The 22344-nt window shown below is 40.6% G+C and carries 22 protein-coding genes; all 22 read right to left on the bottom strand.

All coding sequences use genetic code 11. From position 1 onward, the window contains the following. Positions 1-3 precede the first annotated feature (3 nt). Positions 4-2640: a phage tail tip lysozyme gene (locus D8845_RS02830; protein ID WP_125452392.1), complete on the bottom strand. Its 2637-nt coding sequence runs from the start codon at positions 2638-2640 to the stop codon at positions 4-6. 26 nt (positions 2641-2666) lie between these two features. Continuing rightward, positions 2667-5021: a VirB4-like conjugal transfer ATPase, CD1110 family gene (locus D8845_RS02825; RefSeq protein WP_125452391.1), complete on the bottom strand. Its 2355-nt coding sequence runs from the start codon at positions 5019-5021 to the stop codon at positions 2667-2669. Continuing rightward, positions 4981-5328, bottom strand: coding sequence for a PrgI family protein (locus D8845_RS02820; protein WP_125452390.1), 348 nt, complete (start codon positions 5326-5328; stop codon positions 4981-4983). Before D8845_RS02820 ends, D8845_RS02825 begins: the two co-directional genes overlap by 41 nt. Continuing rightward, on the bottom strand, positions 5325-5546 hold the full coding sequence (locus tag D8845_RS02815) for a hypothetical protein (protein ID WP_125452389.1): 222 nt from the start codon (positions 5544-5546) through the stop codon (positions 5325-5327). The genes D8845_RS02820 and D8845_RS02815 overlap by 4 nt, the downstream gene beginning before the upstream one ends. A 61-nt stretch (positions 5547-5607) precedes the next feature. Continuing rightward, positions 5608-6720, bottom strand: a complete 1113-nt coding sequence (locus tag D8845_RS02810) for a hypothetical protein (protein WP_125452388.1) — start codon at positions 6718-6720, stop codon at positions 5608-5610. A gap of 41 nt (positions 6721-6761) precedes the next feature. Further along, entirely contained in the window at positions 6762-7508 is a 747-nt protein-coding gene (locus D8845_RS02805; RefSeq protein WP_125452387.1) for a hypothetical protein, read from the bottom strand. A gap of 26 nt (positions 7509-7534) precedes the next feature. After that, entirely contained in the window at positions 7535-7759 is a 225-nt protein-coding gene (locus D8845_RS02800; protein WP_125452386.1) for a hypothetical protein, read from the bottom strand. 73 nt (positions 7760-7832) lie between these two features. Beyond that, positions 7833-8321: a hypothetical protein gene (locus tag D8845_RS02795; protein WP_125452385.1), complete on the bottom strand. Its 489-nt coding sequence runs from the start codon at positions 8319-8321 to the stop codon at positions 7833-7835. A 63-nt stretch (positions 8322-8384) separates the two neighbouring features. After that, on the bottom strand, positions 8385-12671 hold the full coding sequence (locus D8845_RS02790) for an SspB-related isopeptide-forming adhesin (protein WP_125452384.1): 4287 nt from the start codon (positions 12669-12671) through the stop codon (positions 8385-8387). A 26-nt stretch (positions 12672-12697) separates the two neighbouring features. Continuing rightward, positions 12698-13504: an LPXTG cell wall anchor domain-containing protein gene (locus tag D8845_RS02785; RefSeq protein WP_125452383.1), complete on the bottom strand. Its 807-nt coding sequence runs from the start codon at positions 13502-13504 to the stop codon at positions 12698-12700. A gap of 16 nt (positions 13505-13520) precedes the next feature. Next, entirely contained in the window at positions 13521-13829 is a 309-nt protein-coding gene (locus tag D8845_RS02780) for a hypothetical protein (protein ID WP_009729747.1), read from the bottom strand. Positions 13830-14118: 289 nt separating this feature from the next. Then, a complete protein-coding gene (locus D8845_RS02775; protein WP_125452382.1) occupies positions 14119-14334 on the bottom strand; it encodes a helix-turn-helix transcriptional regulator in 216 nt (71 codons plus the stop codon). A gap of 2 nt (positions 14335-14336) precedes the next feature. Continuing rightward, a complete protein-coding gene (locus D8845_RS10425) occupies positions 14337-14471 on the bottom strand; it encodes a hypothetical protein (protein ID WP_260467928.1) in 135 nt (44 codons plus the stop codon). Positions 14472-14494: 23 nt separating this feature from the next. Continuing rightward, positions 14495-14761, bottom strand: a complete 267-nt coding sequence (locus tag D8845_RS02770; protein WP_125452381.1) for a thiopurine S-methyltransferase — start codon at positions 14759-14761, stop codon at positions 14495-14497. 19 nt (positions 14762-14780) lie between these two features. Continuing rightward, a complete protein-coding gene (locus D8845_RS02765) occupies positions 14781-15905 on the bottom strand; it encodes a replication initiator protein A (RefSeq protein ID WP_125452380.1) in 1125 nt (374 codons plus the stop codon). Beyond that, positions 15905-16087 carry a hypothetical protein gene (locus D8845_RS02760; RefSeq protein ID WP_009729741.1) on the bottom strand — a complete coding sequence of 61 codons (183 nt, stop codon included), beginning with the start codon at positions 16085-16087 and terminating at the stop codon, positions 15905-15907. The genes D8845_RS02765 and D8845_RS02760 overlap by 1 nt, the downstream gene beginning before the upstream one ends. Positions 16088-16364: 277 nt before the next feature. Then, a complete protein-coding gene (locus D8845_RS02755; protein WP_125452379.1) occupies positions 16365-17039 on the bottom strand; it encodes a LiaF transmembrane domain-containing protein in 675 nt (224 codons plus the stop codon). 4 nt (positions 17040-17043) lie between these two features. Further along, on the bottom strand, positions 17044-17490 hold the full coding sequence (locus tag D8845_RS02750; protein WP_000776607.1) for a LytTR family DNA-binding domain-containing protein: 447 nt from the start codon (positions 17488-17490) through the stop codon (positions 17044-17046). A gap of 113 nt (positions 17491-17603) precedes the next feature. After that, on the bottom strand, positions 17604-18107 hold the full coding sequence (locus D8845_RS02745; RefSeq protein WP_185757345.1) for a phosphatase PAP2 family protein: 504 nt from the start codon (positions 18105-18107) through the stop codon (positions 17604-17606). 247 nt (positions 18108-18354) lie between these two features. Then, positions 18355-20115, bottom strand: a complete 1761-nt coding sequence (locus D8845_RS02740; RefSeq protein WP_125452377.1) for an ABC transporter ATP-binding protein — start codon at positions 20113-20115, stop codon at positions 18355-18357. Continuing rightward, positions 20105-21874: an ABC transporter ATP-binding protein gene (locus tag D8845_RS02735; RefSeq protein WP_125452376.1), complete on the bottom strand. Its 1770-nt coding sequence runs from the start codon at positions 21872-21874 to the stop codon at positions 20105-20107. Before D8845_RS02735 ends, D8845_RS02740 begins: the two co-directional genes overlap by 11 nt. Next, positions 21858-22319: a MarR family winged helix-turn-helix transcriptional regulator gene (locus D8845_RS02730; protein ID WP_125452375.1), complete on the bottom strand. Its 462-nt coding sequence runs from the start codon at positions 22317-22319 to the stop codon at positions 21858-21860. Before D8845_RS02730 ends, D8845_RS02735 begins: the two co-directional genes overlap by 17 nt. Between the last annotated feature and the right edge of the window lie 25 nt (positions 22320-22344).

Raw genomic sequence — 22344 nt, 5'->3', positions numbered from 1 at the left:
TTTTTAATTCGGTGTCGCAAATGTATAGTAGTAAGCTGGATAGAGGACAGAAAAATGGACCTTATCCTGTACACCTTGGATATTACATTCCGAAACGAGGAATGAACCGTCTGGGTTCACAGCTTCCACAATCGCAACATGGCCGTACTCACCTGGTGTCCCACCAAATCCACCTAGAACTGATACAACAGCCCCTTTCGTTGGCGACGTACTATATCGCCATCCTTTTGCGACCAGGCTTGCCACCCAATCCTGACCATTGCCAAGATAACCATAAGCTCCTGATAAGTCTGTAATCGTTCCTAGTTCGACTAAACGATTATACGCATACCAAGTACATTGACCAACTGGGTAGCCACTTCCTTGTTGTGTAGTCATAGAAGCCTGTGTTGGAGGGTGATCTACTTTTGATTGATACTCTTCAGGGAAATCCCAAGAGGATGCTAACGCTCCACCTCCTCGAACTTGTTGAGTAAGAAAAGCGTGGATCTGTTTAGCATTATTCTGGCGCTCTAAGACCTTGTCTCCAGAGTTCCCTTCCCAATTAACCAGGAAACGCTCTGTAAGTGTCTCTACATCTTCTGTGCTGGTTAGAATTGAGGTCAGTTCAGTGATATAGTAAGGAGTGTCTCCCTCCAGCATGAAATCCAACTGCAGCTCTAAATCGTACCACTTTTTATCTTTGGATTTTGCATAATTCAATAATAAAGTATGCCTGGTGGAACCATCCGCTGTATCTGTCCACTGACCTAACCCTAAACCACGATGAAGAATATTTGGATACCTACCGTCATAGATAGTGGGCCCACTTATAGCTAACCAGGACTCATCATCCCAGGAAGAAGAATCAGCCCCTACTGGCGGGCTAAGATAATCTCCTTCAGCACGTTTAGGATTGATATTACTTTCAGTTGCAAAGTTCCCAAGCATGGCTGCCAAACCATTATCTGTTAGCCCTGGGACCTTTTGCTTCAGGAAGTCTTTTATCGCTCGTGACTTTTGTCCTAGATCACCATCAAGTGTAGTAATGACTGAGGTTGTCTGATTATACGTGACAGATTGAAAGTAAAAGCCTGGATTGACTGATGTCCACTTTTCTTTCTTATCCTTTGTCTCTTTTTCCTCCAATTTTTGATACTGAATGACCTGGTAACCATTTGCCGTTACCTTCCCAACCTCGTCTCCAGCTTTGACCTGATCACCATCAGAAACACGGATATTTCCTACATCTTCATAAGTAAAGATGGCTTTATCTGTTTTGATGGATACAGTCGTATCATCTGTCACACTGACTTTACCCTCAAGAGGAGCTCTTATAGCTTGCCCTGTTGAAGCTTTTAGTTGTGTTTTCTCATAGATTTCACTCTTAGAGGTATAACCAAACCGCTTCAGGATAACTAGAGGAGCTTGATAAGAAGGGTCATCCTCCTGGTAAAAGGGGTTAGCTAATTCTTGATAAGAGGGGTATCGACCAACCTCTTTAGTCAACTCCTCTAGCTCTTTATACTCTTCTAACTCGCTATCACTCAACTTAGCCCACTTGAGGTCTGACGAGGAGCCATATAAATCAGCCATCTTTTTCAAATTATGAGGATCATCATTCAAATGATTCCAAAGATCATTCAAGGCATCCGAATAGTGATTGAAACCTAATGTCCCAGCCCATTCTCCACCAGTTCCCTCATTCCAGTTACTTTCTGGTTTCCACTCACTGCCGTAGCGAAAGTTCATGAAAAAGATCATGTCATCGATGTTTGTCCAATAGTCGACCTTATCATTGGACTTCTCTCGATCTCGTTTACTGATCTGAAGCCAGGACTTATTCAGGTCAAATTCATTTTGTTGGACAGGACCACCGCCTCCAAATATGGCCATAAATATCCCTAGAACAGCAAAGATGAGGAACATCAAGAAATAGGACTTAACCGCTAATGGATTGGATAAGATGGAACGTAGAGGCTTTGTCGCAACTTTCAAAACCTTCCCTGTACCTCTTGATACCTTCCCAAATTTTGAACGAGCTAGACGATTTCTAGCCTGTTTCATCTTTTTGCTGAGTTTTCCTTCCCAGGAGAACTCTCTAGGTGTTCGAGTATACCCTCGCCCTCTGATAAAATTATAGGTCTTATTTGCCCTACTGTAACTATGCTTGATTGAGTACTTAGACAGATTTCCTACAGCATTTAACGCTCTTTTAGAGGCGTTTACCTGGTACTTAAATTGACGAATGTTTTGCCTCGTCTGAACCCAGTCTCCAAGAATCTCATTATCTCTGACTGTCTTCTCAACGTCGTGTCTCGCTTTCATTCGAGCGCTTTGTTTTGTTCGTCTCTTTATACGATTGGGAATATAGCTGTCATCAGCTTTTTTAGCTCGTTTATAGAGCGTTGTTGCAATTTGTTTTTCCAACTTTGCTCGATCAAGCTGTTGCTTAAAGAAAAGACCTCTCGCTGTTGCTTGAGGTCCTTTGTGTAGATTATAATCTTTTACAGCTAAACGATAATTTTTCTTAGCTTCCTTAAACACAACTTTTGAGTCTAAACGTGCTTCTTTAGGCTTTTTTTCAGCATTGAGGGAGGATCCTTCTTTGATTCTCCGCTTACGCTCCTGTTTTAATTGATTGGGATCACTTTCAAACAAAAGAAATCACCTCTCTTTCTATTTTTTTAACTATCTGTCGCAACCAATTGATACAGTTTGGTATCTTTAGGGATAGGATTTTCAAATGGGACAATCGTATCCCCAGCCACGATCAAACCAGTACCTTTCGCTTTTGGGCGCAAGACAAATCGCTCCAGTGAAGGCGTAAGAGGAATAACCTGCTCCAGGGCTTCTAGGTCTGTCCGCTTCAGCTTCAGGAGAGCTAAAAACTCACAGTTTGCGACTAGCTTTCTACCTTCTTCTGTAGATAAAACCGTCTCTGGGTTCTGTGTGATCCCTGTTGGAATAGCCCCGTACTTACGAATACGTGAGTATAGTTCTGTAAAGAAGGTTGCTTGCAGTTTATTTTTGAAGTATAGCTGCAACTCATCAAAGTACAACCATGTAATAGTTTTTCCTTGATTATTGACTACCTGATTCCAGATAAAGTCCTGAATCACCAGGAGGGCAAATGGCTTCAATTTACCACTCAACTGCTTGAGATTGAAGATAATAAAGCGACTATTCATATTGACGTTTGTAGGGTGTGCAAAGATATCATTTGATCCAACAGTATAAGGTTCTGCTTTCAGCGCCAGATCCTTAGCAACGGCTTCAGGTTGACGTTCCAAAACGGCTTGCCAATCCTTAAAGGTTGGTTTTTCAAATTCATCATAGGTTTTTTTCGTCACACGGTCAATCATCGCAAATTCATCGTCTGATACTTCAGATAATATATTCTCAAACAGGGTTGATAAGAGGTTTGATTTTTGGCCAATCGGATCACTATCTTCTGCCTGCAGTTTATCCTTATCAGGAAGATCCAATAAGTTGAAGTGATGTTGTGACCCTGGAGCGATTGTGATGATTTCAGCACCTAATTCTCGGCCAATATCACTGTATTCATCTTCAGGATCGACGATAATAATATTATCTTCAGGGTAACGTAGATTTGTAGGAATTATCTCTCCACCTTTAGCAAGAACAGACTTTCCTGATCCTGAAGTCCCAAAGATACAACCTGAACCTGTATTCAAGTCTTTTTTACGGTCAACTGTGATAGCGTTCTTAGATAGCTGATTCTGACCATAATAAATTGCACGTGGGCTGCTAGATCGAAGATCTACGTTGGTAAATGGAACTTGTGTGGCCAGGTTGCTAGTAGTCATATCTCTCATAAAACGGCGTTTTACATTGATAAATGGAATCCCAATCGGTAGAATCGTATTCAAGGATTCTTCCTGATACAAGTAACACTTATCCAGTTCTACTGTGTTTTTACGGACAGATCGTTGAACCTGCTCTGTGTAGATATTCAACTCTTCCAGACTATCAGCCATGAAGAAAATCGTCATCACACCGGAAAACTTTTTTTGGTCATTGTCCTGGAGTTCCTCAGTCCATTTCTCAGCTTCACGAGATGTCTCCACAGCCTTCCCACCAACGGCCAAGTCACTTCCATAGCCTTCTTTTGCGGCAGTCTTCTGACTTTTGATCATTTCCCTGCGTACACTTGACTTGACTGTCTTGATTTCCTTCAGAGCATCTGCAGTATCACAGGGCTTCGCATGCAGACTGATAGCCAGTTCAATTCCTGTATCCAGGATATTCTTAATCAGTTTGTCATTCAAGAAGGTAGGATATTTTCTAACATACATCACCCTTGCGAAACAATCATCAATTTTCATATGATCTTTTTCAAACTTCAGATAGTTTGGAGCTACAAAGTCTCTGGTGGATAATCCAGAAATAGCGATGTCTTCATAGTTAAAATCAATAAAACCTTCTCGCCTCAAGAGTTTTCGGAAGATAAGAAGACGATCTAATCCCTCTAACTCCTTAAAGGAGATTCCTAAGCCACTGTATTGACTTTCAATAACGCTGGCTGTATCATCGAGGATTCTTCTAGCTTGATGATCCTGGTCTGTTTGGGTTGTAATCGTCAGATATTTTTCCACCTTAAAGGTATTTTGTTTCTGAGAAAAACGATCATTGATCATCGCATTGTATTCTTTACGATAATCGTCATATCCATCTCCAACCAAATCATAGCGAATAGAAGATAAGCTATTGCTTTCTACCCTACGATTCAGGATCAATAGCTGCATATCATTGTCAATGTCCAGCGAATTAAAAATATCAGCGTTTGTTTCAATGATATCAATTCGCTCATCATCTGTTGCAGTAATATAGCTTGTATCACCTAGGCGATAGGTTTTTGAAAATTGATCATTAGTAATTTTCATGAGCCCATCAGGCATCAACCATTGATAATTAAGACTATTCTGTGTAGATGCCGTCATGGTACGTCTTAGACGTTTGGCCCGTTCCCGTTCTTCCTTAGAGAGTTTCGGGGTTTTCTTTCGGCCTAATAAATTCATTTCTTGTATATTCCTTTCTGTCATAATCTGTCTGATAAGAGCGTTCCTGCTTAGTCAAAAGGAAACGAACCTCATCTTTAATTTTTTCATCAAAATAACACCCGAAAATAACAAAAGGCGCTAATAATAAAATATCAACGCCATAAAGGATTATATCAGGTGCCTTCAGCCAATAGAGAATAGTAGTGACAACTACTGTCAATGCGATACCAAATAGCAGCACTAACTGTCTCAGTGTCATATACCCTAAAACTGGCCTTTCGTAGCTATCTAAAGCCTTTAAAAATTCACTGCCTAAACGTGTCATTCTGTTCCTTTCTTTCCATTATCTGGGCCGTAAAAGGTATCTACAATTCCTGCAGAACGTAAAGCAGATTCCAATGCCGATCTCGCTAGCTCAGAAGCTACAATCGTTCTCACTTTCACTTCCCATAGTTTTTCTTCCTTCTCTTTAATTAAATTATCCATAAACTCATTATCTTTAATCAGCTCATCTCGCTCCTGCTTCAATTGTTCTAAATTCATGTGGCTCTCCTTTCATCAAAAAAACAGCTCTTCTTTAGAACTGTTTCATTACCTACTATTTTTATTTATTGAAAAGTCTTTGCCAGAACGATCGTTTTTGTAAATACTCTATCTTCTCTTCTGCTTCATTTTTCAGTTTAAGTAAATGTTGCGATTCATTGGCTAGACGTTGATTTTCAGTGAGAATCTCTCCTTTTTCCTGCTTCAATTTTCGTTTATCTTCTTCTAGTTTTTGATTATCCTTTTCTAACTTCTTGTAATACTCTTCCTTTTCGCGATACTTTCTCAAGCGTATTTTCACTTCCTCGATGTTTTTATCAAGTTGATCAACTTTTCCTGATTTTTCAATATAGGATAGCCTTAATCGCTCAATTTCTGTCAGGAGTTCCTGACACTGTTCCTCATAAGTTTTCAAAATTTTGTACTTCCTTTCATTATCATCTAAAAAGACAAATGCTTCTATGTGGTATTTATCAAAATTCCCATACAGTTTATAGTTTGTTTCCTGATAAACTTTTCTCACTCTATCAGCAACACTTTTAACCTGTTCTGGTGAAGTAAATTCTTCAGGTACATAAATCTTAGTAGACTTAGGGAAATGAGCCTTGGCTTCAAACAAGGGAATACCTTCTTTAGCTAATTTTATCCGTTTAACAGGTTCTGGTCTTCTCGTTTTATAAAATTCGATACCTAGTTGACCATTTAAACGGTAGTATTCAGAATAAGGATAAGTCTCATCAATATCAATCAAGAGCTTTAGAATAACAAAGTCTTCATCTTCAAATACGATCCGTTTCATCAGAGAAATAGCTTTAGGAAAAATATAAGCCGTATGATTGTCATATTCAATCTGAAATTTCTCAATAGTCTTAAAAGCCTCGATAAAAGCATTCAGCTCAGAGGAATATTCAAAGCTACTTTCTAACCCCTTTAACGGGCTCTCTTCACCTGGATAGTAACTAAAGTATGGTTGACCTACATAGCGACCATCTTTTTTCTGGCTACTTCTTGGATTAACCTTGAGACCCGTTTCCAAATCAAAAAGAGTCGCCTGTTCTTTCGGCGTCGTGATAATTTGTGCTCGCCCCTTTAAAGCTAGTGCTTGAAAGGCATTCACAATCTCTTCTTCTCCGGATTCTTTTCGCCATACTGCATAAAACTTTGAAACAGCCATACCATCTCTCCTTCAGCATTCTCTCTTCATTATACCATAATCTAGTTCACCTGCATGATATTCTTGGCCATGCGTTGGCTACCAAATAGCATAATGATGTAAATGATTCCTTTAGCTATCGCAACTAAAGCACTTGTCCAGGCTCCAGTCTTATCAACGGTTAAGATATCATTCGTGACAATGGCTGGGTAAAGCATGATAATAACTACTAGAATCAATCCCTGAAGAATAGCAGCAATATAGAGCTTAAAGAAGCCGAAGCAGATTGGACGTAAGCTATCCACCATATAACAAGCGACAATAATTTTAGCAATTCCCTTATACGTGTAAAGCGTAAAGGAGCGCAACAAGATCAACAACTTAGTCGATATTTGACCGACAAAATCAACAACCCAATAAATAAACTGGAGCATAGCTTTAGCTATAGCATTGACTCCTTTTAAATCCGGTAACTCAGTTTCATACGGACTAATACTTGCTCTAGCCACTGACTTAATTACAACGTTAAACAACCAAGATAAAGCATCAAAAATTGCATCCACATATAGGATAAAAAATAGGGCGATGGCATACTTGAGAATTTCTTCAATCCAAAGCTGAAAAGACAGCTCCCCACCATTGCTTTTAAGTTGTTGGTGCCAATTCATGAGGTTGATCCCCATAAAAAGGAGAAGAAGCAAAATTGCTACCTTCTCCATCGAACCTGAAACTGTCTCCATCAGCTGATAAGCTGTCTCATTATAGTCTTTCAGACTCATGGTTAGTTGATCAAGTGTGGATTGGTCCATAAAACCACCTCCTTCTTTTTCTAATCCTAACCAAGAGATTGAAGACCTGAAGCCAAAGCTGTAAAGAGAGCTTTTAAAACAGCACCAATAATTGCGCCCAATATGATACTCTGAAGTCCTTTATCCTTTTTATCATCCAATTCCCGTCTGATTCCGATTACTAAATCCCAGGCACCCCAAGCCGCCCAACCAAGACCGATAATTCCACCGATATCTCCAATTTTGTTAACAAAATCTACAACTGCATCCATTCTTTTTTCTCACTTTCTTTTTATAAAAAAGGTACTAAGAAAGATTCCTAGTACCTACTTTGTTTATTTAATACTATTTTTCATCCTCTGGACGAAAGGTTAGAGAGAGGGCTGTAATTACAGCTAAGACAACGATAATGGTCGTTTCCCACCAGTGATAGATTGGAACACCTTCTGGCATTGTCCAATCTTTAAACCAAAGTTCAACACTTGCTGGAGCAGTTCCTTCTTTTGTTAGAAATGCCCAATAACACAGAACAAGAAACGCAACTACTACCTTAAACACAAACCAACCAATTGCTGTCGCAATCAAGCTCTTAATCAGATTAAAGATAAAGAGGAGAAACATGAGTGGAGTCGCAACCATCAAAACGGCAGCTCTCACAATCACACTCGGTAGATTCTTCATTCCTGACCAGATGGCTTTCCCTAGCCAACGTAGGCCTTTTTTCCACTTCTTCTCTTCTTCAGGCTTAGTGACTTCTGATTTTTTTTGAGTTGGAGTGTAGTATCTATATCCACTTCTAGTCACATGTGCATCCATTTTCGTGTCCTTTCTCATCTCTCTTCCCCCTCTTTTTTATGGCTTCATTATACCATAGATGAGGGGGAATTTCTAGATGTTCTATTTTTTATGCTTACGAAGGCCTGCAAGACTCAACAATCCCAAAATCATTCCCACAACTGGAAGCATGCTTGCTGCTGTTCCTGTATTTGGAAGTGATGGCTGCGGTTGTGGCTTGCCTGGTTCTTTAGGCTCTGGTTTTGGAGGTTCTGGAGTGCGGGTTGTTACCTTCGCAATCATTTCCTGTCCATTGACAATATTGACAAAAGTATTCTCAACTTCTCCAGCTGCGATACGCTCAACCTCGATGTAGAAGTCAGCATCAAAGGTACCTTTAACTCCTAGAGAGTTCAAGAAATCTTGATTGATAACATAAGACCATACCCCTGTTTTCTCGTTCCACTTAATAGTCACAAGTTTCTTGATAAACTCAGAATTTGTGCCTTGGTTGAACTCAAAGGTAAAGGCATAAGTGCTACCTTTGGCAATCTTATCACCTGCTTTGATAAGCTTACCATCCTTAAGGATAACATCGTAAGGCAACGTTAGGTCTTTTTCTGCTGTGTATTCTGTACCCTTGATGACACCTTTCCAATTACCTGTATAACGGTCATGCTTCATATCGAGTTTATCCAAACCGTCATATTGGTACAACGTATGGTGTCTTTCTGGAACAGTTGCACCGTCAAGAAGGTACTGAATCAATTCACCCATTTGAACTTCTTTACCGTCAAGAACTTTCTGACCTGTTTTATCAAGCGCATGTTTTTCTGGGTGTTTTGGTTTAGGTGGTTCTGGTGTACGAGTAATAACCTTAGCGGTCATTTCTTGTTTATTGACAATATTGATGAAGGTATTCTCAATCTTATCACCAGTTTCAATACGCTCAACCTCGATGTAGAAGTCAGCATCAAAGGTACCTTTAACTCCTAGGGAGTTAAGGAAGTCTTGATTGATAACGTAAGACCATTGACCACCTTTGGCATCCCACTTAACAGTCACAAGTTTCTTGATGAACTCTGAATTGGTACCTTGGTTAAACTCAAATGTAAAGGCATAAGTGCTACCTTTGGCAATCTTATCCCCTGCTTTGATAACCTTACCATTTTTCAATGTCACGTCATAAGGCAACACAAGCTCTTTTTCTGCTGTATATTCTGTACCCTTGATGATACCTTTCCAATTACCAGTATAGCGATCATGCTTCGTATCGAGTTTATCCAAACCGTCATATTGGTACAACGTATCATGTTTTTCTGGAACAGTAACACCGTTAAGAAAATACTGGATATAGTCGCCTAATTGAACTTCTTTGCCATCAAGAACCTTTTTACCTGTTCTATCAAGCGCATGCTTTTCGGGTTTCACGTTAGGAACCTCAACTGTTACAAGATTTGACTGATAACTATTACCAAAATCAATCTGTTTAAAATCGTTCTTCACGATTTCCCCTGCTTTAACCAGGAGTTTAGCTGGGAGATCAACAGTAACATTCTTATTTGGTTTCACGTAGTTTTGATAGAAACTCTTGGAATCTTTTGCTACCCAAAGATAAAACTCACCTTTAGGATTCAAGTTCAATTCCTTCAGAATCTTATTGATTGCATCTGTACGACCTTTGTCTGAAAGGACGTGATACATATCAAAGAGATTTTTCACATCTTGTCCTGCAGCAGTCATCTTGATCTTGCTGTGGTCAACTGTGAAGGCATTGTCTTGAACATCATCCAGGATAGCAAACTTCTTACCAATCGCTTGTGTTGAAGCAAGTGTTTTGGTGTAAGGGCTGTAATCTGTCATCAATCGGAAAGTCACGTTGCAATCAAATGTTGTCGCCCCGTTTATATTCTTACCAGAACGATCCAGGACAGCTTTGACTGGTTTTGGTGGTTTCGGTGTGTAGTTCGTAACAGGGTTTGAGAAAACTTCATAGTCGTTTACTAAAACCTTGTAGGTATTATCGTAAAATCCTTTATCATAGATTGGCTTCCAGGTAATCACTGGAGCTTCTAGGCGTTTTCCTTGATAGGTAGCAGTAAAGGTATATGTATTCTTTCCTGCATTATATGAAACAGTCCACCCTGCTTTCTCTGCCGCTGCTTTTGTGACAGCTACATCAGGAACTGCTCCAGCTTCGAGTGGATCAATTATGGTAATCTTGTCCCCTTTTTTCAGGTTCGCATAGATATTGTCATGATTCAATGTGTAGAGCTGTGTAGCGTTTTTAGCAACTGTTTGACCGTTTGTATTGGTCTTATCTGTATCTGCTACAGATTTGCTGACAACTGGCTTATACTGCAATTTATAGCCATGATAGTTTACTGATAACTTCTGATTTTTCGTATCAGAAAGTGTTTTAAGAGCCAAGGTTGGCTTAACTGGATTTTTCGCTTTAACCAATTCAGCTGATACAGGTTCAGTCTTAACTGGCTTCACGGTTGTTTTTGTGATAGTTGCAGTAGCTGGAACTTCAACGACTGGCGTTACAACCTTTGTATTCAAAGCGAACCAATAGGTTTGGCCACTTGGATTATCTGGTCCATCCCATTGAATAAATTCGGTTGTGAAGGCTGTCCCTTCCTTAAAGACACCAAGTGCAGCGCCCTTGTATTGGTAAGGTGAGTCAGATGTATCCCAAACATGCCCCACATCTTCTTGACGATTGTACTCTTCAGCGTAAACATAACCATAATCCTTGTTATATGTTACAGTTGAGCCGTTAATTTCAACATGAGTTCCGTTAATGGCTTTCGCACCTTCCCAACCAATAAGATTATGGTTTAGTGAGGAATACGTCAACGTTGCAGGTGTCTTTTCACTTGCTTTGAACGCTACTTCTTTCCCATCCACGTTGTAGTAGTAGGTATCCGTAACCAAGAAATTCATGTAGTCTGCAGCTCCACCAGCTCCATCATTACGAGCTACTACGAATCCTTCTGTTGGATCATTCAAGACGTAGACATCATTCAAGCCAGTTTTTCCTTGATTAAGGATTTCAAATTTTCGATGGATACGAGAAATATCATGCTTTTTACCATCTGCAGTTGAAACAGTCAAACCTTTCAGATTTGTGTAGTCAACTTCTGTTTTCCATCCAGTGCCTACATCCTTGTATTTCAAGACTTTAGTCGAGTCAAGAACACGAGTATAGCCTGATGTTCCATTTGATGAGGCAATGTAATCTTTAGTAGTTACCTGCGCTCCTGGAGCAGAGGACTCCACTGTTGCTTCAGGATTTGCTGTCGCAATGCTAAGTGCTTGCAAGACTACTTCTTTAGTGTAGCCTTCCGTGCTTGTCTTAGCACGAAGCTCATCGTACTTCTTCTGCCATTCAGATTGGGCTCGCTTAGCTTGATCATAAGCTGCTTGGTTTTGTTTCCCAATTTGCTTAGCTTCATCAGCTGAAGAAATTTCTTGGGTTTTAGAATTGAGAAGTACACCAGTGTTTTTCAATTCAGCTAACTTACGATCAGCATCTTGATTGACTTGATCACTAGCATTCTTCTTCTCTGTGTAGGCAGCCATCAGGGCTTTGTTAAGCTCCACTTTGCCTTTTGCAGTCGCAATAGCCTGATCATTTTGTTTCTTCAATGCTTCTACTTCTGCGACTGAAGAAACTGTACGTGTCACTACATTAACCGTTACGTCCTGTTTCTTCAAGTCTGTAGCAGCGGCTTCTACAGCCTGATTCAAAATCGTAGCTTGTTTGACAGTAGCATCATACTTAGCTTTTTCACCCAGGTAGGTTGAGACAGCTTGCTGGTTTTCTTCTAAGACTTTCTTAGCTGTTTTAGTAGCTTGCTTGTTTTTGTCAGCAGTTCCATCTGTGGCAGTCGAACCGTCATTCGTCACTGTGACAGTTGTTGATTGTTCGTGCTTGTCTTTTTCAGTGGCCACAAAGCTATTATTAGCTTGAATGGCTTCCTGCGCTTCCTTGAAGGCTGTATTGTTTTCGACTTGTTTTGCAGTCGTTTCTTCAAGTGCCTTGATTTGCTTATCCTGGTCTTGTTTAATTTCACCCTTAGACTGCTCAAGATTTGATGAAGTAGTATCTGTACCCTTATCAACGCTTGATGTCTCAGACACAACTACTCCAGCTTGTTTAGCAGTTGAAGCAGCCTTTGTGACTGCACTATTATCAATCGCTACAGGCTGGCTTCCTGTTGCCTTACCAGCTTGTTTAGCGTATGTGTTGTTGTCGTTTTTGCTTTCAGGCTGTACTGCTTCATCCGCCAATACAGAACCTGCAGAGAAGGCTACAATACCTGCAACTGCAATTCCTGATACTAGGCCTTTAGCCCATTTTTTCTTACGGAAATATCCGTGTCCTTGTGTTTTTTCTGTCATTTAATTGTTTCCCTTTCCATTTCACCTTAAAACATTTTCTTCTTGTAGACGTAGCTGACTGCTGTCAACAACATGGCTCCAATAGCACCCAGAATGCTTTCTGCAGTCCCAGTGTTTGGAAGTGTTTTGAGTTTGCCTTCTGAATCAGTAACAGAGATAGTCTTATCTTCGTTAACTGTTCCACCAACTTCTTCTGGAGCCACTACAGAACCATCTGAAAGGACTACGTTTCCGTTTTGGGTGCTAACAATAGACGCACCTGTATTTGTTTCAACGGGCTCTTTAGTTACATCATGGACAACCTGTCCAGTTGATGTAGATGTTGTCCCAATTTGTGACTTTCCTTTCTGATTCGCTTGATCAGTAGTTTTTGGCTTTTCATCTGGAACACCATCTAAGCTACCTGCGTTATCTTTATCTTGCGCCTTATCTGAAGGCGCTGGTTTATCAGCTGGCACTCCGTCAAGACTTCCTGCGTTGTCTTTGTCTTGTGGTTTATCTGATGGTGTTGGAACACCATCGAGGCTACCTGCATTATCCTTGTCTTGCGCCTTATCTGAAGGTGCTGGTTTATCAGCTGGCACTCCGTCAAGGCTTCCTGCGTTATCCTTGTCTGAGGGAGCTGTTGGATCAACTGGAGTAACTGAAGGCTCTGTTGACTGATTTGCTGGAGCCTCTGTTTCTGTTGAAGCGCTTGGTGCTGTCGGCGTAACAACTTCTGTCGCTGGAGCAGAAGAATCAATTGGTGCAATTTCGTCTGCTGATACATAACCAGCTTGTGAAAGCGCGAGAGTTGAAAGTGCGAGTGTAGCTAATACTTGTTTCTTGTTCATTGTGATTTTTCCTTTTCTAATTTTTAGTATTCTTAGGCTGGTAGCCTTTTCCTGTCAAGCGAAGTTCCACTCCCGATGGACTTCTGACTTTCCTAGCCACTATGTGGCTTCCTTTTTTGATAGTGCGAATTTGATCATAAACCTTTTTATAAGGCAAATGAAATTCAACATCCTTTAGAACACCGTCTACGTATCCTCTAGCCTGTTTGACTGCATAGTCTGGCTTCAGGATAAGGTCTGTTCCGTCCTCTAAGCGAGCTGTCGCACCTCCTTGTTTTCCTAAGTTTTTTAAGTCCCTTAAGCGGACCGTTGTTTCATCTATCATAGATTTCTCCTTGAAGTTGAAAGGCGAAATAACGCCGTGCTGTGTAAAAACGTATTTTTACATCGGTATTTCATGCGCTGGGTTTATAGTCTAGGAACCCTTACTCCTTCAGCTTATGATCTTTATCATGCTTTTTCGTTCAGTGGCTGGACTAGATATCCTTTTCTAGTTTGCTGCTCGCCCCCGTTTCTTTTTTATCCATAGCCACGCTGTATCAGGGCAAGCCTTGTATTCAGTTTTCAAAGGTCTGTAGTTTAATGACTTCTCGGTCAAAATGGATTTAACTGGACTACATTTGGTCCGATTCTGACCCTAACAGGTAGTCAATGGTTACCCCGAAATATTCTGCCACATTTTTAGCATTCTCCAGACTTATCTGACTATATCCTGTTTCCCAGTTCGATATGGTGTTGCGAAACACCCCTATCTGATCAGCCAAGGCTTGTTGTGACAACCTGGCATTTTTTCGTAAGTCTCTGATACGATTTTGTGTTTGTTTCCTCACATCTACTTGTCTCCTTCATTATTTGGACTTGATAGTGTTTCATCATCCATCAGAGGAGCATTCTTCAGCTCCAGCATGACAAGCCCTATTCCATAAGCTAAGATCAATAATAAAGCCATTGTAACTAGTTTAAACATTACTATCCTCCTGATATTGTTCCTTATTTTGTCCGATAAGTTATCTTCTTCACCCATCTAGGATTGATAGAAAACGGTGGAGTCGCTGATGTAAAATTCATACTCGCTCCTGTTCCAAATGAACTTGATACCAATTTTTCTAGTTCCTCCAAGTTGGAAGTGACGGAAATACTTTCTACCGTTTTATCAAAATACTCTACAATCATTTCAATCTCTTGAACTGGTTGGGAAGGTGTAGCTTTCATAGCTTGCCCTCTGTTCATTCTCTCTTGGTTATTAAACAATCCCATGAAATCAACTCTCTTTCTTTTAGCAAGTTTCGGTGTTCTTCGACAATTCGACTAAATATTGATTCAGTTTCGTCTCCGACAGTTTATCTGGATAATAGTACGCAATCAGACTATGACACCCAGCAGGGTATTGTCTAGCGTACTCACTTTGTCCTGATACCTCCATGAAGCCCTGTTCTTTTTCGATGAGTAGAGCCATCTTCCAAAAACGAATCATCATTTTGTAGAAGTATGCCGGAACATTCTGGATTGGTTTTCCTTCAGCCTCTCCTGTTTTAATTTTGAAAATCAATTTATCAAGCTCACGTTCAAGATCCTGCAGCCAAACCTCTCCATAAATTTCCTGATCAGCTAAGAGGTTGTTGTAATTCTTCTCAACTTGGCGTTTTGATTGATAGATTTTATTTTCAAGAATTTTTGCATCTTTTCCAAACAAACTGAGTTTCTGAACTAGTTGAGGAGAAAGAAAACCATGTTGCCCCATTTTGAATGCTTCAGAGATTGATAAGTCAGATAAAGATGACTCGTCCTCGTATCGATTAGTATCGTATGAGGATTCTGTCTGACTCCTCTCTGTATTTATTCCGTCCGGTTCGTGGACGTTTTGAAGTCCATTTTGCGGACGTCCGTTTTTGATACTTTCGCTATTATCAAGGCTTTGGGGTGCTTTTTCATAGAGAACTTTACCAAAAGCATTAACCCTCTTCAGTAACTCACCATCAGATGAATAGTGCTCCACTATTTCTAAATTAGCATCCACTAGCTGAAGATAAAGTCTATTTGGCTTATTGAGTCCTTGCCTAACTTCTCGTAAGAGACCATGTTCTTGCAGTTCTTTCTTGATCTTAGTAACTTTCATCTTTCCCTTGTCCAATAGTAGCATCAGGTCAGAAACTGTAAAAATTAGAAAGACCGCTCCATTTTCATCAACGTAATCTCTATTTCCCTTCTGGAATGAACTGATACTTAATTTACAACGATTATAAAGAGCGCCATAAGCTAACTTAGCATCAGATGAGAGACCCGTGTAAGAACTAGTCAATTTGACATAGCCGTTCTCGTTGTGTTGAATACGGGTGAAAAATATTTCTGGAATTTGATAAAAAGTTAGAGTGGCTAGTTGGTCAATCGTGATATCTGCCATTAGTAGCCTCCTACAACTTGTAATCTCAAGCCACCAGCTTCAGGAAAATAGACAAGATGAGTTTGTTCTAACTCTTCAATAGCTGCAATAGCACGGCTTTTAGTCCATCCCATTGTATTCATCAAATCTAAAATCATTACGTCTCTAGTCAACCTTGAGACCTTTGTTTGGTGTTGTTTCATAGGTAATCCTTTCTTGTCACAAGCTAGTGTTAATTCACAGCTATATCATAATGGATAATGAGAAAATCTGTTTTAAAGGGACAATGAAATAAATTATCGAATCAAGGTATATAATTTATTTCCCTAAATATATCCCATCAATTCTGGATTATCTGACATTTTTCTCCTTTCTTTAATTTTTACAACGAAAAAAGAGAGCGATTTTCTCGCCCTCTCAGGTTATATGATATTTAATTGTTCACTTTCCCAAAACTCTAGACACTTAGGGAAGATTTTTTTATTTAACGTAGACAATTCCCAACTTCCCAAAGGCCACATCTCCACGGATAATCAAGGTTTTGCTGGTTGGCGCTAGAGGAGTATCTGCCTTGGCTACGCCACAGAAAGTTTCTACCTTTAAATCAACTCCCCAATGTTTAGGAACATAGATAACTGCATTCCCAAAACCGACTTCCACTTTCAGAGTTGCGCTATCTCCTAAAATCTCTGCATTGTCATAATAGATTTTGGCATTTCCAAAACCAACTTCTACTTGGTCGTCTACCAATTCTTGATTTTGCTTGTAGAAAGTCCCAGTCCCAAAAGCAACTTCCTTATCTATAAGAATGGTCTTTTTACCATCATACCACCATTTTTTCCCATTCCAAGTTCTGTTAGAATGAGTCAGCATGTTTACTCCGAGAACAATTAGAACTCCTGCCCAGATTAGTGTCTGATTTGGAATTGGTAAAATGCCATAAAAGTGGTTAGCAATCATTAAGGCTACTAGAGCTGTAAAAGAGGCTGAAGTTAAGTGGCGACGCAACAAAGCTCCAATTGATTGGTAGGCAAAAAAAGCAATACCAATCAAGGGCCAAATTTGCCCTCCCAAAGAAGGGATTCCAAAATTTCCTTGTAATAATATTAAAGCTGCAAAAATAAGCAACACAATACCAAATACTTTCTTTTTCATGTTCTTACCTCATGTTTCTTAGATTTTCTTTTAGGAGGGATTGGTAATGCCGTGAGACATGAACCTCCTTGTGGGTCTGATAAAAGGAAATGGTGCCCGTTCCTGAAAAGGACTTGTCCACCGAGTAAACCTGACGGATATTTGCAATAGTCGACTTGGATACCCGACTGAAATAACGGGGCAGGATAGACTCCAACTCATAGAGTTTAAGCCGAACCTCGTAGGCATCTTTCTGGGTATGAGCATAAATCTTGCTACCTTCCGTCTCAAAGAAGAGAATTTCTGATAAGTCCAGATAATATTCACCTGTTCCCTTGTAAAAAATCAACCTAGGAGACTTGGACTCTTGCAAAAGCCGCTGTAAATCCGCAATCTCATCTGTCAAAGCCGCTGCCTTGATGACAATTTCAGTTTCCTCTAAATTGCTGTCAATTTCGATTCGTAACTTCATTCCATCTCCTTTCTGACTCTACTATATCAAAGCTAAAATAAGAAAACAAGAGCAAAAAAGCAAGTGGTTACTTTAGACCCGTAAGTGGTTGTGGGATCACCTTAACTTACAGGTCAAAATAGAAAGAAAAGCACACCCCACACAAGACCACAAATATAGCCAACCACTACATCCTTTGGAAAATGCACTCCACCTAAGACTCTCACTAGACCTAGGAAGGCTGATAATGTCAAACAAATCATCCCCATAGTTAGACTAGCATGCAAGCAAGCCATGGAGATAATGGTTGCTGAAAAGACATGACGGCTGGGCATAGACTGACCAGGACTATCTCTGTCAAGCAAGGGTTTAATATTCCATTCCTCATAAGGCCTAGAGGCATTGATTTTCTTACGAAGAAAGGACAAAATCACAAAACCTGATGCAGGAATAAACACATACATCAAGGCCTGTTTCCCAAATCCTTCTCGGAAATAGATAGTGGTTAACAAGGTCAGATAAACTATAGGCATAACTACTGTCATGAACCGATTGAAAGTTCTTAACAAGCTCAGAAGAAAGGGATTATTTCCAATGTTACCAGCAATGTGGTCATACCATTCTTGATAATTTTTCATATATTTTCTCATCACTTACTCAAATTTTATACTCAATGAAAATCCAAGAACAAACTAGGAAGCTAGCCGCAGACTGCTCAAAGCACTGCTTTGAGGTTGTGGATAGGACTGACAAAGTCAGTAACCATACCTACGACAAGGCGAAGCTGACGCTGTTTGAAGAGATTTTCGAAGAGTATTGCTTGCAGGGAAGCACTTGCCTTCTAGTATAGTGCAGAAAAAGAAGGCCGTCAAGCCTTCTTTCGATTTATTCTTCTGCTTCGTCTTCTGTAAATTGACTGTTGTAGAGGTCAGCGTAGAAACCAGCTTGCGCCATCAGCTCATCATGATTTCCTTGCTCGATGATATTGCCATCTTTCATGACCAGAATCAGATCAGCATTACGGATGGTTGACAAGCGGTGGGCGATGACAAAGGAAGTTCTACCTTCCATCAAACGGTCCATGGCTTTCTGGATTAATTCTTCCGTCCGAGTATCAACAGAAGAGGTCGCCTCATCTAAAATCAAGAGCGGTGCATCTTTCAGCAAAGCACGAGCGATGGTCAAGAGTTGTTTTTGCCCGACAGACAAAGTCACTGTATCATCCAAGACGGTATCATAACCATCTGGTAGGGTCATAATAAAGTGGTGAATCCCTACAGCCTTGCTAGCTTCAATCACGCGCTCATCACTAATACCCTCTTGGTTATAGATAAGATTGTCGCGAATAGTACCTTCAAAGAGCCATGTGTCCTGCAAGACCATTGAAAAGGCATCGTGTACTTCCGAACGCTTCATCTCTTTGGTATCTACACCATCGATACGGATACTTCCCTTATCAATCTCATAGAACTTCATCAAAAGGTTGACAATAGTTGTCTTACCAGCTCCGGTCGGTCCGACAATGGCAACCTTTTGACCTGCATGAGCGGTCGCAGAAAAGTCATGAATAATGGTTCGCTCTGGTGTATAACCAAAGGAGACTCGATCAAAGACTACTTGACCTTTCATATCACTCAATTGTCTTTCTTTATGGGATTCGTCTCCCATTTCCTCTTCAGCCAGGAATTCGAAGACACGTCCCATGGCTGCACTAGCCTGCTGAAGACTAGTAATCCCTTGGGCGATTTGTGAAAGAGGCTGAGAAAAGATTCGAACGTAGGCCATAAAGGCAACGATAATCCCGATACTGATGTGTCCATTTAAAGCCAAGGCTGCACCAACGATAATCACCAAGGCATAGCTAAAGTTACCAATAAACATCATAATCGGCATCATAATCCCTGAAATAAATTGAGATTTCCAGATACTATCATACAGACGATTGTTTAATTTCGCAAACTCTTCTTTCGTACTCTCGATGGCATTGTAACTGGTCACCACATTATGGCCAGAGTACATTTCTTCCACATAACCATTTACAGCTGCCAAATCCTGTTGCTGACTCTTAAAAAATCCCTGTGATTTGCCCATAAAGACAGACACGAAAGCAAAACCAATAAGGGTTGACACAACCGTCACCAAGGCTAAAATCCAGTTCATCCCAAACATGGTAATCAAGACTGCCACGACCAGTAAAGTGGATGAAAGAACTGTTCCCAGACTTTGATTGAGGGACTGGGCTGCAGTGTCAACGTCATTGGTTACACGAGACAAGGTATCTCCTTGAGAGTGTCCATCAAAATATCTCAATGGTAGGCGATTAATTTTCTCTGCAATGGCTGTTCTTAAACGCTCTGAAAAACGTTGAATGGTTGTTGTAAACAGAAAGGCCTGCAAATAATTTGATAGAAGTCCGATCACATAAATCACGGCCAAAAAACCACCAATATCTGCAACCGCCGCGACATCCACACTTGTTTCCAGACCACTGGCAATAATATTAGTCATTTCCTTGATGCGGGTTGGACCATATACAGTAATGATATTGGATACGATTGTTGCTAGAAAGGCTATCAAAAGGGCAAACTGGAGGCCTGCAAGATAGGGTTTGCTCTGTTTCCAAAGAGACATTTTCTTATTTTCCATGTTCCAATTCCTCCTTCGATAGTTGTGAATAGGCAATTTCTTGGTAAACTTCGTTATTAGCTAGAAGTTCCTTGTGGGTGCCTTGTCCCACGACTTTTCCTTGATCTAAGACCAAAATCAAATCTGCATCCATAATCGTTGAAATACGCTGTGCAACGATAAGCTTGGTCATAGACTTGGTTTTCTCTGCTAGATCTTGGCGTAGGACACGGTCTGTCTTGTAGTCCAAGGCTGAGAAGGAGTCATCAAAGATGAGGATTTCTGGCTTCCGAGCCAAGGCACGCGCAATTGCCAGACGCTGTCTTTGACCACCTGAGAAGTTGGTTCCTCCTTGGGCCACTTCTGACTCTAAGCCAGCTTCCTTGTCTTCGATAAAGTTCTTAGACTGGGCCAATTCCAAGGCTTGCCACATAGATTGCTCACTAAGTGGTGTTTCTTGACTGTGTCCAAAGTCTAGATTGCACTTGACATCACCTGAAAAGAGAACCGCTTTCTGAGGAATATAACCAACCTTGTTGCGCAAATCTTCTAAGGCATAGTCTTGAACATTGACACCGTCCACCAGAATTTCTCCTGCTGATACGTCGTAGAAACGTGGAATCAGATTAACTAGAGTAGACTTACCAGAACCAGTTGACCCAATAAAGGCCACTGTTTGACCAGCTTCTGCTCTAAAACTAACATGCTCGATAACTGCCTCCGAATTTGCCGCATAGCGGAAGGTCACATCCTTAAATTCGACCTGACCTTTGAGGTTTTCATCAGCCAGCTGCAATTGAGCAGGGTTTTGGATAGAAGAATGCAAATCTAAAACCTGGTTGATCCGCTTGGCAGAGACCATAGTTCGGGGAAGAACGATGAAGAGTGCTCCCATGAGAAGGAAGCCCATGACAACCTGCATGGCATAAGACATGAAAACAATCATATCACTAAAGAGAGGCAGACGCGCTATCGGAGCAGCGTCGTTAATCACATAGGCCCCAATCCAGTAAATCGCCACACTCAAACCACTTGAAATCCCCATCATGATAGGGTTCAAAATAGCCATAAGACGGTTGACAAACAAATTCAAGCGTGTCAATTCATCATTTGCTGCTGTAAATTTTTCATTTTGGTATTCTTCAGCATTGTAGGCACGAACGACACGAATACCTGTTAAACTCTCACGAGTGATACTGTTCAGTTTATCTGTCAGCCCCTGAATCAAGGACTGTTTTGGAAAGGCCAGCGTCATCAAAACAGTCGTCATCAGGACGTTGACAATCACTGCTACAAGTACGGCCCAGAGCCAGTATTCTGAATGACCTAGAATCTTCCCGATAGCCCAGATAGCCATAATTGGACCACGTGTTACCACTTGCAAGCCCATAGTAATCAACATTTGAACTTGAGTAATGTCATTGGTGGTACGAGTTAAAAGACTGGGAATAGAGAATTTCTTAATCTCTGTCTGCGAGTAATCCAAAACTCGGTTAAAAATATCACTTCTCAGCCTACTAGTATAAGAAGCAGCCACTCGGGAAGCAAAAAATCCAACTGCAACTGCGGATAAGAAGGCTAGAAAGGACATTCCCACCATCATGCTTGCCGGCTGCCATAACTCATCCAAGTTGGTTCCCTGAGTTCCTAGTAAATCAGTGATTTTAGAGATATAGGTCGGCACTTCCAACTCTAGATAAACTGAAAAGCAGGTAAAGAGAATGGCTAGTAAAATCATCCCCCATTCTTTTCCTGTAATACGCTTAGCAAGTTTCTTCATCTTCCCCTCCTATTCTTTCTACATTGGCTTGTAGTCGAGCAAGAACTTTCTCAAAAATCAGTAATTCATCTTCATCTACACCTTCTATCAACTGCTTGTCAATACGTTCAAAGAAGGCCTTGACCTGTTGCACTTGAGAACGCGATTTGTCCGTCAGACGAACAAACTTAGCCCGCTTATCAACAGGACTCGCCTCCAACTCCACCAAACCATTTTGCACCATACGCTTGACCAAATTACTAGCAACAGACTTGCTAATATTGAGTTCTTGTTCAATATCCTTGATGAGCGTTAATTCTTGTTCATGCTCACGCCAACCTAAAAAACGCAGGACTTGTCCTTGAGGTCCACCCATAAATTCAATACCACAACGTTTGGCTTCCTTTTGTACCATCAGATGTACCTGGTGTCCAAAACGTTTTAAAACCAACATCGGTTTATCCATACTTACTCCTTTCTAACCATCGCAT

The sequence above is a fragment of the Streptococcus mitis genome (genome assembly GCF_003942865.1).
In the GTDB taxonomy this organism is placed as follows: domain Bacteria; phylum Bacillota; class Bacilli; order Lactobacillales; family Streptococcaceae; genus Streptococcus; species Streptococcus mitis_BI.
The sequence above is the reverse complement of the archived record's forward strand: the minus strand, read 5'-3'. Positions and strand labels throughout refer to the sequence as shown.

Bases quoted from the DNA above. Each gene is read 5' to 3' on its own strand.
- D8845_RS02735 (WP_125452376.1), bottom strand. From the start codon at position 21,874: ATGAAGAAACTTGCTAAGCGTATTACAGGAAAAGAATGGGGGATGATT.
- D8845_RS02780 (WP_009729747.1), bottom strand. From the start codon at position 13,829: ATGATAGATGAAACAACGGTCCGCTTAAGGGACTTAAAAAACTTAGGA.
- D8845_RS02820 (WP_125452390.1), bottom strand. From the start codon at position 5,328: ATGACACGTTTAGGCAGTGAATTTTTAAAGGCTTTAGATAGCTACGAA.
- D8845_RS02815 (WP_125452389.1), bottom strand. From the start codon at position 5,546: ATGAATTTAGAACAATTGAAGCAGGAGCGAGATGAGCTGATTAAAGAT.
- D8845_RS02765 (WP_125452380.1), bottom strand. From the start codon at position 15,905: ATGGCAGATATCACGATTGACCAACTAGCCACTCTAACTTTTTATCAA.
- D8845_RS02770 (WP_125452381.1), bottom strand. From the start codon at position 14,761: ATGGGATTGTTTAATAACCAAGAGAGAATGAACAGAGGGCAAGCTATG.
- D8845_RS10425 (WP_260467928.1), bottom strand. From the start codon at position 14,471: ATGTTTAAACTAGTTACAATGGCTTTATTATTGATCTTAGCTTATGGA.
- D8845_RS02800 (WP_125452386.1), bottom strand. From the start codon at position 7,759: ATGGATGCAGTTGTAGATTTTGTTAACAAAATTGGAGATATCGGTGGA.
- D8845_RS02745 (WP_185757345.1), bottom strand. From the start codon at position 18,107: ATGAAAAATTATCAAGAATGGTATGACCACATTGCTGGTAACATTGGA.
- D8845_RS02750 (WP_000776607.1), bottom strand. From the start codon at position 17,490: ATGAAGTTACGAATCGAAATTGACAGCAATTTAGAGGAAACTGAAATT.
- D8845_RS02740 (WP_125452377.1), bottom strand. From the start codon at position 20,115: ATGGAAAATAAGAAAATGTCTCTTTGGAAACAGAGCAAACCCTATCTT.
- D8845_RS02760 (WP_009729741.1), bottom strand. From the start codon at position 16,087: ATGAAACAACACCAAACAAAGGTCTCAAGGTTGACTAGAGACGTAATG.
- D8845_RS02790 (WP_125452384.1), bottom strand. From the start codon at position 12,671: ATGACAGAAAAAACACAAGGACACGGATATTTCCGTAAGAAAAAATGG.
- D8845_RS02755 (WP_125452379.1), bottom strand. From the start codon at position 17,039: ATGAAAAAGAAAGTATTTGGTATTGTGTTGCTTATTTTTGCAGCTTTA.
- D8845_RS02810 (WP_125452388.1), bottom strand. From the start codon at position 6,720: ATGGCTGTTTCAAAGTTTTATGCAGTATGGCGAAAAGAATCCGGAGAA.
- D8845_RS02795 (WP_125452385.1), bottom strand. From the start codon at position 8,321: ATGAGAAAGGACACGAAAATGGATGCACATGTGACTAGAAGTGGATAT.
- D8845_RS02785 (WP_125452383.1), bottom strand. From the start codon at position 13,504: ATGAACAAGAAACAAGTATTAGCTACACTCGCACTTTCAACTCTCGCG.
- D8845_RS02825 (WP_125452391.1), bottom strand. From the start codon at position 5,021: ATGAATTTATTAGGCCGAAAGAAAACCCCGAAACTCTCTAAGGAAGAA.
- D8845_RS02805 (WP_125452387.1), bottom strand. From the start codon at position 7,508: ATGGACCAATCCACACTTGATCAACTAACCATGAGTCTGAAAGACTAT.
- D8845_RS02730 (WP_125452375.1), bottom strand. From the start codon at position 22,319: ATGGATAAACCGATGTTGGTTTTAAAACGTTTTGGACACCAGGTACAT.